Source organism: Umezawaea endophytica (assembly GCF_025061645.1).
Classification (GTDB): Bacteria; Actinomycetota; Actinomycetes; order Mycobacteriales; family Pseudonocardiaceae; genus Umezawaea; species Umezawaea endophytica.
In genome coordinates this window covers 236,453-250,677 of the sequence record NZ_JANYMP010000005.1, presented here as the reverse complement: position 1 = coordinate 250,677, position 14,225 = coordinate 236,453, and the positions used below count along the sequence as shown (strand labels likewise).

Sequence of the window (14,225 nt, the reverse complement as noted above, 5' to 3'; positions counted from 1 at the left end):
AACGCGGACGGTTGGACGAGCCCGCCGCTCGTCCAACCGGTCCGCGTGCCCGCCGACCGGTTGAGGGGAAAGGACCCGCGCAGTGGTCGAGGAGAACGACGTCGTCCGAGGCACGTTCGAGGAGATCAACGTCGAGCTGGGCATGGCGGTGCACCGGCGGGACCGGTTCGACCCGGTGCCGCAGCTCCACGCCCTGATGGCCATGGGGCCGGTGAGCGTGCTGGGCGTCGAGGACGCGCCCGAGGGCCGGACCGCGTGGATCGCCACCGGGTACGACGAGATCCGCCAGGTCCTCGGCTCGGACAAGTTCAGCGCCAAGCTGCTGTTCGGCGGGACCGGGGCCGGGTTCACGTTCCCCGGCTTCCTCACCCAGTACGACCCGCCCGAGCACACCCGCCTGCGGCGGATGGTCATGCCGCCGTTCGCGATCCGGCGCATCCAGGGGTTCCGGCCGCAGGTCGAGAAGATCGTCGACGCCACCCTGGACGCCATCGAGTCCACCGGCGGCCCGGTCGACTTCGTCCCGCGGTTCGGGTGGGCCATCGCGACGACGGTCACCTGCGACTTCCTGGGCATCCCCCGCGACGACCAGGCGGAGCTGTCGCGCGCGCTGCACGCCAGCCGGGCCGAGCGGTCGGGCAAGCGGCGCGTGGCGGCGGGGAACAAGTTCTGGACGTACATGAACCAGGTCGTGACCCGCACGCGCCGCGATCCCGGCGACGACCTGTTCGGCGTCGTGGTGCGCGAGCACGGCGACGAGATCACCGACGCGGAGCTGATCGGCGTGGCCTCGTTCGTCATGGGGGCAGGCGGGGACCAGGTGGCCCGGTTCCTCGCGGCGGGCGCGTGGCTGATGGTCGAGGAGCCCGAGCAGTTCGCCGTGCTGCGGGACGAACCCGACACCGTCCCGGACTGGCTGGACGAGGTGGTGCGGTACCTCACCAGCGACGAGAAGACCACTCCGCGCATCGCGCTGGAGGACGTGGAGGTCGGCGGCTGCCCCATCAAGGCGGGCGACACCGTCACACCGTCCTTCCTGGGCGCGAACCGCAGGCACTTCCCCGGACCGGAGGACCGGTTCGACATCACCCGTGAGAGGCCCGCGCACGTCGCGTTCGGGCACGGCATCCACCACTGCCTCGGCCGTCCACTGGCGGAGATGGTGTTCCGGGTGGCCATCCCGGCGCTGGCGCACCGCTTCCCCGCGCTGCGGCTGGCCGACCCGGACCGCGAGATCACCCTGGGGCCGCCGCCGTTCGACGTGGAAGCCCTGCTGCTCGACTGGTAACGCCGGACCCGGAGGAGAGAACGATGTTGGTAGGGGAGGAGTCCCGGTGAGCGGCGACGACCCGCGCCCGGTCCACATCCGCAGGCACGGCCTCGACCCGGCGGACGAACTGCTCGCCGCCGGGGCGCTGACGAAGGTCACCGTCGGGACCGGGGCGGACGCCGTGACCAGTTGGATGGCCACCACGCACGCCGCCGTGCGGCAGGTGATGGGCGACCACCAGAGGTTCAGCACCCGACGGCGCTGGGACCGGCGGGACGGCATCGGCGGGGAGGGCATCTTCCGGCCGCGCGAGCTGGTCGGCAACCTGATGGACTACGACCAGCCGGAGCACACGCGGCTGCGGCAGAAGCTGACGGCGGGGTTCACCCTGCGCAAGATGCAGCGCCTCCAGCCGTACATCGACCGGATCGTGAGCGACCGCCTCGACGTCATGGAGCGGGAGGGATCGCCGGCGGACGTGGTCGAGCTCGTCGCCGACGAGGTGCCGGGGGCCGTGCTGTGCGAGCTGATCGGCGTGCCTCGCGACGACCGGGCCATGTTCACGCAGTTGTGCCACGGGCACCTCGACGCCACCCGGAGCCAGAAGAGGCGGGCCGCGGCGGGTGAGGCGTTCTCCCGCTACCTGCTGGCGATGATCGCCAGGGAGCGGAAGGACCCCGGTGAGGGGCTGATCGGCGCCGTCGTCGCCGAGTACGGCGACGCGGCGACGGACGAGGAGCTGAGGGGCTTCTGCGTTCAGGTGATGCTGGCGGGCGACGACAACATCTCCGGCATGATCGGGCTGGGAGTGCTGGCGCTGCTGCGGCACCCCGAGCAGATCGCCGCGCTGCGGGCCGACGAGCAGTCGGCGCAGCGGGCGGTCGACGAGCTGATCCGGTACCTGACGGTCCCCTACGCCCCGACACCCCGGATCGCACTGGAGGACGTCGTCGTCGGCGACCAGGTGATCAAGGAGGGGGAGAGCGTCATCTGCTCCCTCCCCGCGGCCAACCGCGATCCCGCGCTGGTGCCGGAACCGGACCGCCTCGACGTCACGCGCGAGCCCGTTCCGCACGTCGCGTTCGGGCACGGCATCCACCACTGCATCGGGGCCGCGCTGGCCCGCCTCGAACTCAGAGCGGTCTACACGGCGCTGTGGCGGCGTTTCCCCGCGCTGAGGCTGGCGGATCCCGCCGCGGAGGACAGCTACCGGCTGACCACCCCGGCGTACGGGTTGACCAGCCTGCTGGTCGCCTGGTGACCGGCCGGGAAGCCGCGGACCGGTGACGTCCGAGCCGCTCCCCGATGTCCACGCGGGGCGCTGGACCTCCCGCCCGGTACCGGATGAGACTGGGGCGTCGGCGCATTCGGTTCGGTAAAGCCAGAAGGACGTCACTCCCGTCGATGAAGGAGCTTCCACTCGACATGGGGCACGCTATCGATCAGGTCGCGCCACTCCTGCCGGAGCCGGCGAACTTCCAGTTGCGGACCAACTGCGATCCGCACCAGGACAACTTCGACCTCAGGACGCACGGCCCGCTGGTGCGCGTGGTCGGCGAGGCGTCCGCGCAACTGGGCAGGGACTACGTCTGGCAGGCCCACGGCTACGACGTCGTGCGCCGGATCCTGGGCGACCACGAGAACTTCACGACCCGGCCGCAGATGACACGGGGTGCGTCGGGCGGCCACGTGGAGTCCCAGTTCGTCGGGCAGATCTCCACCTACGACCCGCCGGAGCACACCCGCCTGCGGCGGATGCTGACGCCGGAGTTCACGGTCCGGCGGATCCGCCGGATGGAGCCCGCGATCCAGGTCCTCGTCGACGACCGGCTCGACGCGCTGGAGGCCGCGGGCCCGTCCGCCGACCTCCAGGGGCTGTTCGCCGACCCGGTCGGCGCGGGTGTCCTTTGTGAACTCCTCGGCATCCCGCGCGACGACCGGCGCGAGTTCGTCCGGCGCGTCAGGCGGAACGTCGACCTGGGGCGGGGGCTCAAGGCGAGGGCCGCCGACAGCGCGGCGTTCAACCGGTACCTGGACAGCCTCCTGCTGCGGCTGCGCCGGAACCCCGACGACGGGCTGCTCGGCACGCTCGTGCGGGACCACGGCGACGACATCACGGACGAGGAGCTGAAGGGCCTGTGCACGGCGCTCGTCCTCGGCGGTGTCGAGACCGTCGCGGGGATGATCGGCTTCGGGGTCCTCGCGCTCCTGGACAGCCCGGACCAGATCCCGCTGCTCTTCGACGGCCCCGAGAAGGCCGACCGCGTGGTCGTCGAACTGGTGCGCTACCTGTCACCCGTGCAGGGACCGAACCCGCGTCTAGCACTCCGGGACGTGGTCGTCGACGGCCAGGTGGTCAAGGCGGGTGACTACGTCATGTGCTCGGTGCTCATGGCCAACAGGGACGAGGCGTTGACGCCGAACGCCAACGTCCTGGACGCGAACCGCGATCCGGTCTCCGACGTCGGCTTCGGGCACGGGATCCACTTCTGCGTGGGCGCGGCGCTGGCGCGGTCCATGCTGCGCATGGCCTACCAGTCCCTGTGGCGGCGGTTCCCCGGCCTGCGCCTCGCGGTACCGGTGGAGGAAGTGAAGTACCGCAAGGCGTTCGTCGACTGCCCGGACCGGGTGCCCGTCACCTGGTAGCGGGCCGGAAGGTGCTCCCGAACGGCTTTCGCCCGCACGGGCGCTTCGCGCTGCCCCGGATCGGCCGCGGCGGGGTGACAACTGATCGAGGATTGGTGGGACATGTCGGTGGAAGAGTTCGACGTCGTGGTTGCCGGTGGCGGACCGGGTGGTTCGACCGTGGCCTCGCTGGTGGCCATGCAGGGGCACCGGGTGCTGTTGCTGGAGAAGGAGGTCTTCCCCCGGTACCAGATCGGTGAGTCGCTGCTGCCCGCCACGGTGCACGGGGTGTGCCGGATGCTCGGCGTCTCCGACGAGCTGGCCGCCGCCGGGTTCCCGGTGAAGCGGGGCGGCACGTTCCGCTGGGGCGCGCGGCCGGAGCCGTGGACGTTCCACTTCGGCATCTCGGCCAAGATGGCGGGCTCGACGTCGCACGCCTACCAGGTCGAGCGGGCGCGGTTCGACGAGATCCTGTTGAACAACGCCAAGCGCAAGGGCGTGGTCGTGCGGGAGGGGTGCTCGGTCGTCGACGTGGTGGAGGACGGCGAGCGCGTCACGGGTCTGCGCTACACCGACCCCGACGGCACCGAGCGCGAGGTGTCGTCCCGCTTCGTGATCGACGCGTCGGGCAACAAGAGCCGCCTGCACTCCAAGGTCGGCGGCAAGCGGAACTACTCGGAGTTCTTCCGCAGCCTGGCGCTGTTCGGCTACTTCGAGGGCGGGAAGCGCCTGCCCGCACCGGTTTCCGGCAACATCCTGAGCGTCGCCTTCGACAGCGGCTGGTTCTGGTACATCCCGCTGAGCGACACGCTGACGAGCGTCGGCGCGGTCGTGCGGCGGGAGGACGCCGACAAGATCCAGGGTGATCAGGAGAAGGCGCTCAACGCCCTGATCGCCGAGTGCCCGCTGATCTCGGAGTACCTCGCGGACGCGACCAGGGTGACGACCGGCAAGTACGGGGAGCTGCGGGTCCGCAAGGACTACTCCTACCAGCAGACGACCTTCTGGCGGCCGGGGATGGTCCTGGTCGGCGACGCGGCGTGCTTCGTCGACCCGGTGTTCTCCTCCGGGGTGCACCTGGCGACCTACAGCGCGCTGCTCGCGGCCCGGTCGATCAACAGCGTGCTGGCGGGCGAGCTCGACGAGAAGACCGTGCTGACCGAGTTCGAGGCGCGCTACCGCCGCGAGTACGGCGTGTTCTACGAGTTCCTCGTGTCCTTCTACCAGATGAACGTGAACGAGGAGTCGTACTTCTGGCAGGCCAAGAAGGTCACGCGGAACCAGAACACCGACATCGAGTCCTTCGTGGAGCTGATCGGCGGGGTGTCGTCCGGTGAGACGGCGCTGACGGCGGCGGACCGGATCGCCGAGCGCAGCGCGGAGTTCGCCGCGGCCGTGGACGAGATGGCGGGCGGCGACGGGGACAACATGGTGCCGATGTTCAAGTCGCACGTGGTGAAGCAGGCCATGCAGGAGGCGGGCCAGGTGCAGATGAGGGCGCTGCTCGGCCAGGACGCCGAGCCGGAGCTGCCGCTGTTCCCCAACGGGCTGGTGACCTCGCCCGACGGGATGAGGTGGCTGCCCTACCACCCGGCATGACGCCTCCGCGCCGGGCGCTGGCCCCGGTGCGCTGACGTGGTGCGGGATCGAGTTCGTCGGAGCCGATCTGCCGGGGGCCGGACCCGCGGGAGAGGGGATGCGAGATGCGCGTGTTGATCACCGGGTGTGGATCGCGCGGGGACACCGAACCGCTGGTGGCGCTGGCCGTGCGGTTGCGGGACCTCGGCGCGGAGGTGCGGATGTGCCTGCCGCCGGACTACGTGGAGAGGTGCGCCGAGGTCGGCGTGCCGCTGGTGACCGTGGGTCGGCCGGTGCGCGAGTCGGCGCGTGAGCCGGGGGAGCTGCCGCCGGGGGCGCCGGAGTCCGCGGCCGAGGTCGTGGACGAGTGGTTCGACGAGGTCCCCGAGGCCGCCGAGGGGTGTGACGCGGTGGTGACGACGGGTTTGCTGCCCGCGGCCGTCGCCGTGCGGTCGGTGGCCGAGAAGCTGGGCATCCCGTACTCCTACCTCGCCCTCTGCCCGATCCACCTGCCGTCGTGGCTCGACCCGGAGCGGCGGGAGCTGTACAACCAGGGCTCCGACCAGTGGTTCGGCGACGTGGTCAACAGCAGGCGGGCCGCGCTGGGCCTGCCGCCGGTGGAGAACCTCTTCGACTTCGGCAGCACCGACCGGCCGTGGCTGGCGGCGGACCCGGCCCTGGCGCCGTTGCCGCCGGGTCAGGAGGCGGTGCAGACCGGCGCGTGGCTCCTGCCCGACGAACGGCCGCTCCCGGTGGAGCTGGAGGCTTTCCTGGCCGCCGGGTCGCCGCCGGTGTACGTGGGTTTCGGCAGCTCGCCCGGAACGGTCGACGCCGCGAGGGTGGCCATCGAGGCGATCCGCGCCCAGGGCCGTCGGGTGGTCCTCTCCCACGGCTGGTCCGAGCTGGCCCTGCCCGACGACGGGAGCGACTGCTTCTCCGTCGGCGACGTGAACCTGCGGCTGCTGTTCGGCCGGGTGGCCGCCGCCGTCCACCACGACGGCGCGGGCACGACGCACGTGGCCACGCAGGCGGGCGCGCCCCAGATCGTGGTGCGCCACATCGTGGGCCAGGTGTACTACGCGGACCGGGTGGCCGAACTGGGCGTCGGCGCGGCGATCGACGGTCCGGTCCCGACCCTCGACTCGTTCTCGGCCGCGCTCGTCACGGCGCTGGCCCCGGACACCCGTGAGCGGGCGACCGCCGTGGCGGCCACGCTGCGCACCGACGGGGCCGCGGTGGCCGCGGGGTTGCTGCTCGACGCGGTCAGCCGGGAACAACCCGCCGTTCCCGCGTGAAGGGCACCGAGCCGGTGAGCCGTCCAAGACCAACGGAACGGGGAAGTGCGTGATGCGCGTGTTGTTGTCGACGTCCGGGAGCCGCGGGGACGTCGAACCGCTGGTGGCGTTGGCCGTGCGGCTGCGGGAACTCGGCGCGGAGGCGCGGGTGTGCGCGCCGCCGGACGCCGCGGACCGGCTGGCCGAGGTCGGTGTGCCGATGGTGCCGGTCGGCCGGTCGACGCGCGCGATGTCGACCGGGTCGAGGCCGCCGTCGCGCGAGGACATGGCCCGGATCATGGACGAGCTGATCGCGACGCAGTTCGACCAGCTCCCGGCGGCGGCCGAGGGCTGCGACGCCGTGGTGACGACCGGGGTGCTGGCCGCCGCGATCGGCGTCCGGTCGGTGGCCGAGAAGCTGGGTATCCCGTACTTCTACGCCTTCTACTGCCCGATCTACGTGCCGTCGCCGTACTACGCGCCCCCGCCGCCGCTCGGTGAGCCGCCCGCGCCGGACGTGACCGACATCCGGGCGCAGTGGGACCGGAACAACCGGAGCGCCTACCAGCGGTACGGCGATCCGCTCAACAGCAGGCGGGCCGCGATCGGCCTGGCCCCGGTGGAGGACGTCTTCGGCTTCGGCTACACCGACCGCCCGTGGGTGGCGGCGGACCCGGTGCTGGCCCCGCTGGGGCCGACGGACCTCGACGCCGTGCAGACCGGCGCGTGGACCCTGCCCGACGAGCGGCCGCTCCCCGCGGAGCTGGAGGCCTTCCTGGCCGCTGGGTCACCGCCGGTGTACGTGGGTTTCGGCAGCCTGCACGCACCCGCGGGCGCCGCGGAGGTGGCCATCGGGGCGATCCGCGCCCAGGGCCGCCGGGTGGTGCTGTCGCGCGGCTGGGCCGACCTGGCGCTGGTCGACGACCAGGACGACTGCTTCGCCGTCGGCGAGGTCAACCAGCAGGTGCTGTTCGGCCGGATGGCCGCGGTGGTCCACCACGGCGGCGCGGGCACGACGACCGCCGCCACGCGGGCGGGCGTGCCCCAGGTCGTGGTGCCCCAGATCGCCGACCAGCCGTACTACGCGAGCCGGGTGGCCGAGTTGGGCGTCGGGGTGGCGCACGACGGTCCGGCCCCGACGTTCGACTCCCTGTCGGCCGCGCTCATCACGGCGCTGGCCCCGGAAACCCGTGAGCGGGCGGGCGCCCTGGCGGGCACGCTCCGCGCCGACGGCGCGGCGGTGGCCGCGGAACTGCTGCTCGACGTGATCAGCCGGGAGAAGCCCGCTGTGTCTGCGTGACCACCCCCGCGATCGTCGAGCGGGGCCGGAGAACCACTCGGAACAAGGGAGGCGAAATGCGCGTGTTGCTGTCGACGTCCGGGAGCCGCGGAGACGTCGAACCGCTGGTGGCACTGGCGGTCCGGCTGCGGGACCTCGGCGCGGAGGTGCGGATGTGCGCACCGCCCGCCTCCGCCGAGCGGCTGGCCGAGGTCGGTGTACCGCTCGTGCCCGTCGGTCAGGAGCAGCGCATGATGCTGCGGGACGGGATGCCGCCGCCGTCGCCGGAGGAGGAGCGTTGCCTGCTCGCAGGCGGGATCGACGTGCAGTTCGACCAGGTCCCGCCCGCCGCCGAGGGCTGTGACGCGGTGGTGGCGACGGGGGAGCTGGGCGCCGCCGTCGCCGTGCGGTCGGTGGCCGAGAAGCTCGGCGTCCCCTACTTCTACGCCGCCTACAGCACGGCCTACCTGCCGTCGTCTGAGTACCCGCCGCCGCTGGACGAGCCGACCGAGCCGGGCGTGACCGACAACCGGGTGCTGTGGGACCAGCGCGGCCGGGGTTTCCGCGAGCGGTTCGGCGACCCGGTCGCCGTCCGGCGCGCCGCGATCGGCCTGCCCCCGGTGGAGGACATCTTCGCCTACGGCTACACCGAACGGCCGTGGCTGGCCGCCGACCCGGTCCTGGCCCCGCTGCACCCGGACCTCGACGCCGTGCAGACCGGCGTGTGGCTGCTGCCCGACGAACGGCCGCTTCCGTCGGAGCTGGAGGCCTTCCTGGCCGCCGGACCGCCGCCGGTGTACGTGGGCTTCGGCAGCTTCAACGGGATCGGCGACCCCGCGACCGCGGCCGTCGAGGCGATCCGCGCCCAGGGCCGCCGGGTCGTGCTGTCCCGCGGCTGGGCCGAGTTCGCCCTGCCGGACGACCGGGACGACTGCCTCGCCGTCGACGAGGTCAACTTCCAGGTGCTGTTCGGCCGGGTGGCCGCCGTCGTCCACCACGGCGGCGCGGGCACGACGCACGTGGCGACGCGGGCGGGCGTCCCGCAGGTCGTGATCCCCCAGTACACGGACCAGCCGTACTACGCGGGCCGGGTGGCCGAGTTGGGCGTCGGGGTGGCGCACGACGGTCCGGTCCCGACGTTCGACTCCCTGTCGGCCGCGCTCGTCACGGCGCTGGCCCCGGAAACCCGAGCGCGCGCGACCGCCGTGGCGGACACCATGCGCACGGACGGGACCACGGTGGCCGCGGAACTGCTGTTCGACGCCGTCAGCCGGGTGAAGGCGTCGGCGTAGCGGACCCGGTGCGCCGCGCCGTTCCGCGCGACACGCGGCCTGCCGGAGGAGAAGTTCTTTCACACCAACACCTTTCGCTCCGCGGCCACCGTGGACATCACCGAACACAACTAGGGTGGGACCATGTCGAACCTGTCTCCCGAACCGCACGAGAACCGGCAGATGGCGCAGTGGTTCGGCCTCGAAGCCGCGCGCTACGACCGTGCCCGGCCCACCTACCCCCAGGCGCTGATCGACCGGATCACGACGTTGAGCCCCGGCAAGAGGTTCGTGGACGTCGGCTGCGGCACCGGCATCTCCTCCCGCCCCTTCCAGGCCGCGGGCTGCACGGTGCTCGGTGTCGAACCGGACGGGCGCATGGCGGACTTCGCCCGCGGGCGGGGACTCGACGTCGAGGTGGCCAAGTTCGAGGACTGGGACCCGGCGGGCCGCACCTTCGACGCGGTCATCTCGGGCACCGCCTGGCACTGGGTGGACCCGCTCGCGGGTGCGCGCAAGGTGGCCGACGTGCTCTCGCCCCACGGCCTGCTGGCGTTGTTCGACAACGGTTTCGACCTCCCGCCCGCCGTCATGGCCGCGCAGGCCGAGGCGTACCGGCACGCCGTCCCCGAGGCGCGGTTCCCGGAACCGTCCGAAGAGGACGGTGAGGAGGACGGCGAGGAGTACGCCAGGCAGATCTACGCGCAGCAGTACGTGAAGGCCGCCGACGGCATCCTCCGCACCGGCGCGTTCGGCGAGCCGGAAGAACTGCGGTTCGCCTGGGAGCGGACGTACACCCGCGACGAGTGGCTGGACATCCTGCCGACCCAGGGCGGCCTGAACCACCTCCGAGAGGACCAGCGCGAGCGGTTCCTCACCTACGTCGGCACGGCGATCGACGAGCTGGGCGGCGTCTTCACCATCAAGTACGCGACGGTCGGGATCGCCGCGATCAAGCGGTGACGACTTCGGGACAGGGGATGCGAGATGCGCGTGCTGTTGTGGTCGTACGGACCACGCGGGGACGTCGAACCGCTGGTGGCGCTGGCAGTGCGGTTGCGGGAACTCGGCGCGGAAGCGCTGATGTGCGCGCCGCCGGACTACGTGGAGCGGCTGGCCGAGGTCGGCGTGCCGCTGGTGCTGGTCGGCGAACCGGTGCTCGAAGGGGCCGACGGGCTGGGGCGGCAGGCAGGCCCCGAACTCGCCATCGAGGGGATCGCCGAGCAGTTCGACAAGATCCCGGCCGCCGCCGAGGGGTGTGACGCGGTGGTGGCGAGCGGATTGCTGTCCGGCGCGGTCGGCGTGCGGTCGGTGGCCGAGAAGCTGGGCATCCCGTACTTCTTCGTCCTCCCTTCGCCCGCCGTGCTGCCGGCGCCGGAGCAGCGGCCCCTGTACAACGAGGGCTCCGACAGGTTCTTCGGCGGCCCGCTCAACGGCCACCGGGCCGCGATCGGCCTGCCGCCGGTGGCGAACCTCTTCGACTACGCCTGCACCGACCGGCCCTGGGTGGCGGCGGACCCGCTCCTGGCGTCCCTGCGGCCGGACCTCGACGTGGTGCGGACCGGCGCGTGGATGACGTCCGACGAACGGCCGCTCCCGGCCGAGGTGGAGGCGTTCCTCGCCGCCGGGCCGCCGCCGGTGTACGTGGGTTTCGGCAGCGCACCCGCACCCGCCGACGCCGCGAAGGTGGCCGTCGAGGCGATCCGCGCCCAGGGGCGCCGGGTCGTGCTGTCCCGTGGCTGGGCGGACCTGGCCCTGGTCGACGACGGGGTCGACTGCCTCGCCGTCGGCGAGGTCAACCAGCAGGTGCTGTTCGGCCGGGTGGCCGCGGTGGTCCACCACGGCGGTGCGGGCACGACGCACGTGGCCACGCGGGCGGGCGTCTCGCAGGTCGTGGTGCCCCAGATCGCGGACCAGCCGCTCTTTGCCGCGCGGCTGGCCGAACTGGGCGTCGGGGTGGCGCACGACGGTCCGGTGCCGACCGCGGACTCCCTGTCGGCCGCGCTCGCCACCGCGCTGGCACCGGAGACGCGCGCGCGAGCGGCTGCCGTGGCGGGCACGATCCGCACGGACGGGACGACGGTGGCCGCGGAACTGCTGTTCGACGCGGTCGGTCGGGACAAGCCGGTCGGGTAGCCCGCGGGACGAGTGGTGAACGGGGCGGTGTTCCCGTCTTTTCGGGGGACGTCCTGACGACCAGGTGGATCCGTTCGCGGATGCGCCGACCGGTCGTCGGGCGTCCCCCGCTCCATTGAGGACACACCGCGGCGGCGGAGATGTCCAATTTCCAGCCGTTGTAGTGCGAGTACGCGGTCACCAAGATGGTGCTCATGTTCCAGGACCCCGGTTCCACCCGGCTGCTGGCGATTTCCCCTCATCTGGACGACGCGGTCCTGTCCATCGGCGCCGGACTCGCACAGGCGGCCCAGGACGGCGCCGAGGTGACGGTGTACACGGTGTTCGCCGGTACCGCGCCACCCCCTTATTCCTCCGCCGCGGAGCGGATGCACGCGGTCTGGGGTCTGTCACCGGACGAGGACGCGCCGCTCTTCCGCCGCAAGGAGGACATCGCCGCCCTCGACCACCTCGGCCTGGAGCACCGGCACGGCCGGTTCCTCGACTCCATCTACCGCAGGCTGCCGGACGGCCAGTGGCTGGCGGACCACCTGGAGGGCGGGCCGAAGATCGCGATCAACCGGCGCGCGCCCGCCGACGACCCCGATCTCGTCGCCGAGATCGGGGAGGACATCAGGTCGGTCATCGAGGAGTGCCGCCCCACGCTGCTCGTCACGTGCGCGGCCGTCCTCGACCACCCCGACAACCAGGCCACGCGCGACGCCGCGCTGTTCGCCGCGCGGGAGCAGAACATCCCGGTGCGGCTGTGGGAAGACCTCCCCTACGCGATCTTCCGACCGGGTGCGGTCGAGCTGCCACCGGGATTCGTCCTCGGGCCGCCCGAGTTCAGCCCCGCCACGGAAGAGCTGCGGGTGCGGAAGTTCGACGCCGTGGCGTTCTACGCGTCCCAGTTGGCGATGTTCCGGGGACGCGACGACAACGACACGTTCGGCAGGCTGGACGCGCACGCCCGGAAGACTTCCGCGGACGGCGGATACGGCGAGACGACCTGGCCGGTTCTCGTGAGCTGACAAGTCCCGATCCCCGCTACCGACGCCGCGTCACACCCGGAGGTGCTACCGGAGTGTCCACATCACTTGTCCACCCACCCTCGCCGACCGAAGATCCAGCCCCAGGAGGCAGATCCGCCCGCTGGGCGGTGTGGCGTTCGCCCGCGGGCCAGCCGAAGTGGGCCCGGCCCGCGCTGCTGGGCATCGCGTTCGTCGCGGTGGTGCTCTACTCCTGGAACCTGTCGCGGGTCGACTACGCGCCGCTGTACTCGGACGCCGTCAAGAGCATGGCCGGTAGCTGGCAGGCGTTCTGGTTCGGCGCCGTCGACGCGGAGGCGACGTACACGCTCGACAAGCTCGCCGGGTCGTTCGTGCCGCAGGTCCTCTCGGCGAAGGTCTTCGGCTACCACGCGTGGTCCCTGGCGCTGCCGCAGGTGATCGAGGGCGTGGTCTCGGTGCTGGTGATGTACCGGGTCGTGCGGCGGTGGGCGGGCGTGGCGCCCGGCCTGCTCGCCGCGGGCATCTTCACCCTCACCCCGGTCGCCGCGTCCATGTTCGGGCACAGCATGCCGGACGGCATGCTGGTCATGTGCCTGGTGCTCGCCGTCGACGCGTACCAGCGCGCCGTACTGGAAGCACGGCTGCGGTCGCTGCTCTGGGCCGGTGTGTGGGTCGGGATCGGCTTCCAGGCCAAGATGGTGCAGGCGTGGATGATCCTCCCCGCGCTGGTGATCGGCTACCTGCTGACCGCGCCGACCGAGCTGCGCACGCGGCTGCGGCACCTGGGGATCGCCGGGGTCGTGACGCTGGCGGTGTCGCTGTCGTGGGTCGCGCTCTACACCGCCACCCCGGCCAGTGCCCGGCCGTACATCAGCGGCAGCACGAACAACAGCGCCGTCGCGATGGTGTTCGGGTACAACGGTTTCGGCCGCCTGGGCATCGACCTGCCCGGTGCCGCGCCCAACGCGGGCCGGAGCGGCGGCCCTCCCGCGCTCGGCGCGCCGGGCAGCGACGTGTCGCAGGCCGGGCCGGGCGACGTGGGACCGGGTGACGTGGGACCGGGTGACGCGGGGCTCGCCGATGTGGGGCCGGGGGACATCGGGATGGGCGGGCCGCCGGACGTGGACCGGTCCAAGGTCGCGAGCCGGGTGGACCCGTTGGGGTGGACCAAGTTGTTCGACGGCCACCTCGGTGTCGCCATCGCCTGGCTGTTCCCGCTGGCGCTGCTGGCGCTGGGGTGCGGGCTCTGGTGGTGGCGCCGCGCCGAGCGCACCGACCCGGTGCGGGGCGGGGTGCTGATGTGGGGCGTGTGGCTGGTGACCTCCGGCTTCGTCTTCAGCGCGACCGCCGTGGAGCACACCGCTTACGTGGCCTCGCTCGCGCCCGCGATCTCCGCCCTCTCGGCACTCGGCATCGTGATGTTCTGGCGCGCCTACCGGCAGGGCGGCACGCAGGCCTGGGTCCTGCCCGCCGCGGTCGCGGCAGAGGTGGCCTGGAGCGCCTGGCTCTGGTCCGCCTACCCCGACTTCCTGCCGTGGGCCAAGTGGAGCGCGCTCGCGCTCGGCGTGGTGGCGCTCGTCGTGCTGGTGCTGGGGCGGCTGGTCAAGACCTCCCCGACCCTGGTCACCGCCGGACTCGCCATCGCTGTCGTGGCCGTGCTGGCCGCGCCCGCCGCGTACGCCGTCTCGGTGCTCGACCTCGACTACTCGGGCAACTCCTTCGACGCCAACGCCGGACCGGCGTCGGGTTCCGCGTGAGGTCGGCGGGGGAGCCGCCCACCACCAGACGGATGTCGACCAGGAG

Annotated in this window: 11 protein-coding genes; all 11 read left to right on the top strand. The window is 72.4% G+C overall.

Going from position 1 to position 14,225, the window contains the following annotated elements; all coding sequences use genetic code 11:
• The first annotated feature begins 142 nt into the window (after nucleotides 1–142).
• On the top strand, nucleotides 143–1,288 hold the full coding sequence (locus NZH93_RS13435; protein WP_259623572.1) for a cytochrome P450: 1,146 nt from the start codon (nucleotides 143–145) through the stop codon (nucleotides 1,286–1,288).
• A 46-nt stretch (nucleotides 1,289–1,334) separates the two neighbouring features.
• The gene (locus NZH93_RS50660) at nucleotides 1,335–2,531 is read left to right on the top strand and encodes a cytochrome P450 (RefSeq protein WP_259623369.1); all 1,197 of its coding nucleotides are present in this window, start codon (nucleotides 1,335–1,337) and stop codon (nucleotides 2,529–2,531) included.
• 164 nt (nucleotides 2,532–2,695) lie between these two features.
• Nucleotides 2,696–3,916 carry a cytochrome P450 gene (locus NZH93_RS13425; RefSeq protein WP_259623368.1) on the top strand — a complete coding sequence of 407 codons (1,221 nt, stop codon included), beginning with the start codon at nucleotides 2,696–2,698 and terminating at the stop codon, nucleotides 3,914–3,916.
• A 102-nt stretch (nucleotides 3,917–4,018) separates the two neighbouring features.
• Nucleotides 4,019–5,494 carry a tryptophan 7-halogenase gene (locus NZH93_RS13420; RefSeq protein WP_259623367.1) on the top strand — a complete coding sequence of 492 codons (1,476 nt, stop codon included), beginning with the start codon at nucleotides 4,019–4,021 and terminating at the stop codon, nucleotides 5,492–5,494.
• Between the two features lie 104 nt (nucleotides 5,495–5,598).
• The gene (locus NZH93_RS13415; protein WP_259623366.1) at nucleotides 5,599–6,768 is read left to right on the top strand and encodes a glycosyltransferase; all 1,170 of its coding nucleotides are present in this window, start codon (nucleotides 5,599–5,601) and stop codon (nucleotides 6,766–6,768) included.
• Nucleotides 6,769–6,820: 52 nt separating this feature from the next.
• Nucleotides 6,821–8,047, top strand: a complete 1,227-nt coding sequence (locus tag NZH93_RS13410; protein WP_259623365.1) for a glycosyltransferase — start codon at nucleotides 6,821–6,823, stop codon at nucleotides 8,045–8,047.
• A 56-nt stretch (nucleotides 8,048–8,103) separates the two neighbouring features.
• Nucleotides 8,104–9,318 carry a glycosyltransferase gene (locus NZH93_RS13405; RefSeq protein WP_259623364.1) on the top strand — a complete coding sequence of 405 codons (1,215 nt, stop codon included), beginning with the start codon at nucleotides 8,104–8,106 and terminating at the stop codon, nucleotides 9,316–9,318.
• Between the two features lie 162 nt (nucleotides 9,319–9,480).
• Nucleotides 9,481–10,260: a class I SAM-dependent methyltransferase gene (locus tag NZH93_RS13400; RefSeq protein WP_259623571.1), complete on the top strand. Its 780-nt coding sequence runs from the start codon at nucleotides 9,481–9,483 to the stop codon at nucleotides 10,258–10,260.
• Between the two features lie 24 nt (nucleotides 10,261–10,284).
• The gene (locus NZH93_RS13395; RefSeq protein ID WP_259623363.1) at nucleotides 10,285–11,433 is read left to right on the top strand and encodes a glycosyltransferase; all 1,149 of its coding nucleotides are present in this window, start codon (nucleotides 10,285–10,287) and stop codon (nucleotides 11,431–11,433) included.
• A 194-nt stretch (nucleotides 11,434–11,627) separates the two neighbouring features.
• Complete coding sequence (locus NZH93_RS13390; protein WP_259623362.1) at nucleotides 11,628–12,443, top strand: PIG-L deacetylase family protein; 816 nt, start codon at nucleotides 11,628–11,630, stop codon at nucleotides 12,441–12,443.
• Nucleotides 12,444–12,571: 128 nt separating this feature from the next.
• Nucleotides 12,572–14,179, top strand: a complete 1,608-nt coding sequence (locus tag NZH93_RS13385; protein WP_259623361.1) for an ArnT family glycosyltransferase — start codon at nucleotides 12,572–12,574, stop codon at nucleotides 14,177–14,179.
• The last annotated feature ends 46 nt before the right edge of the window (nucleotides 14,180–14,225 follow it).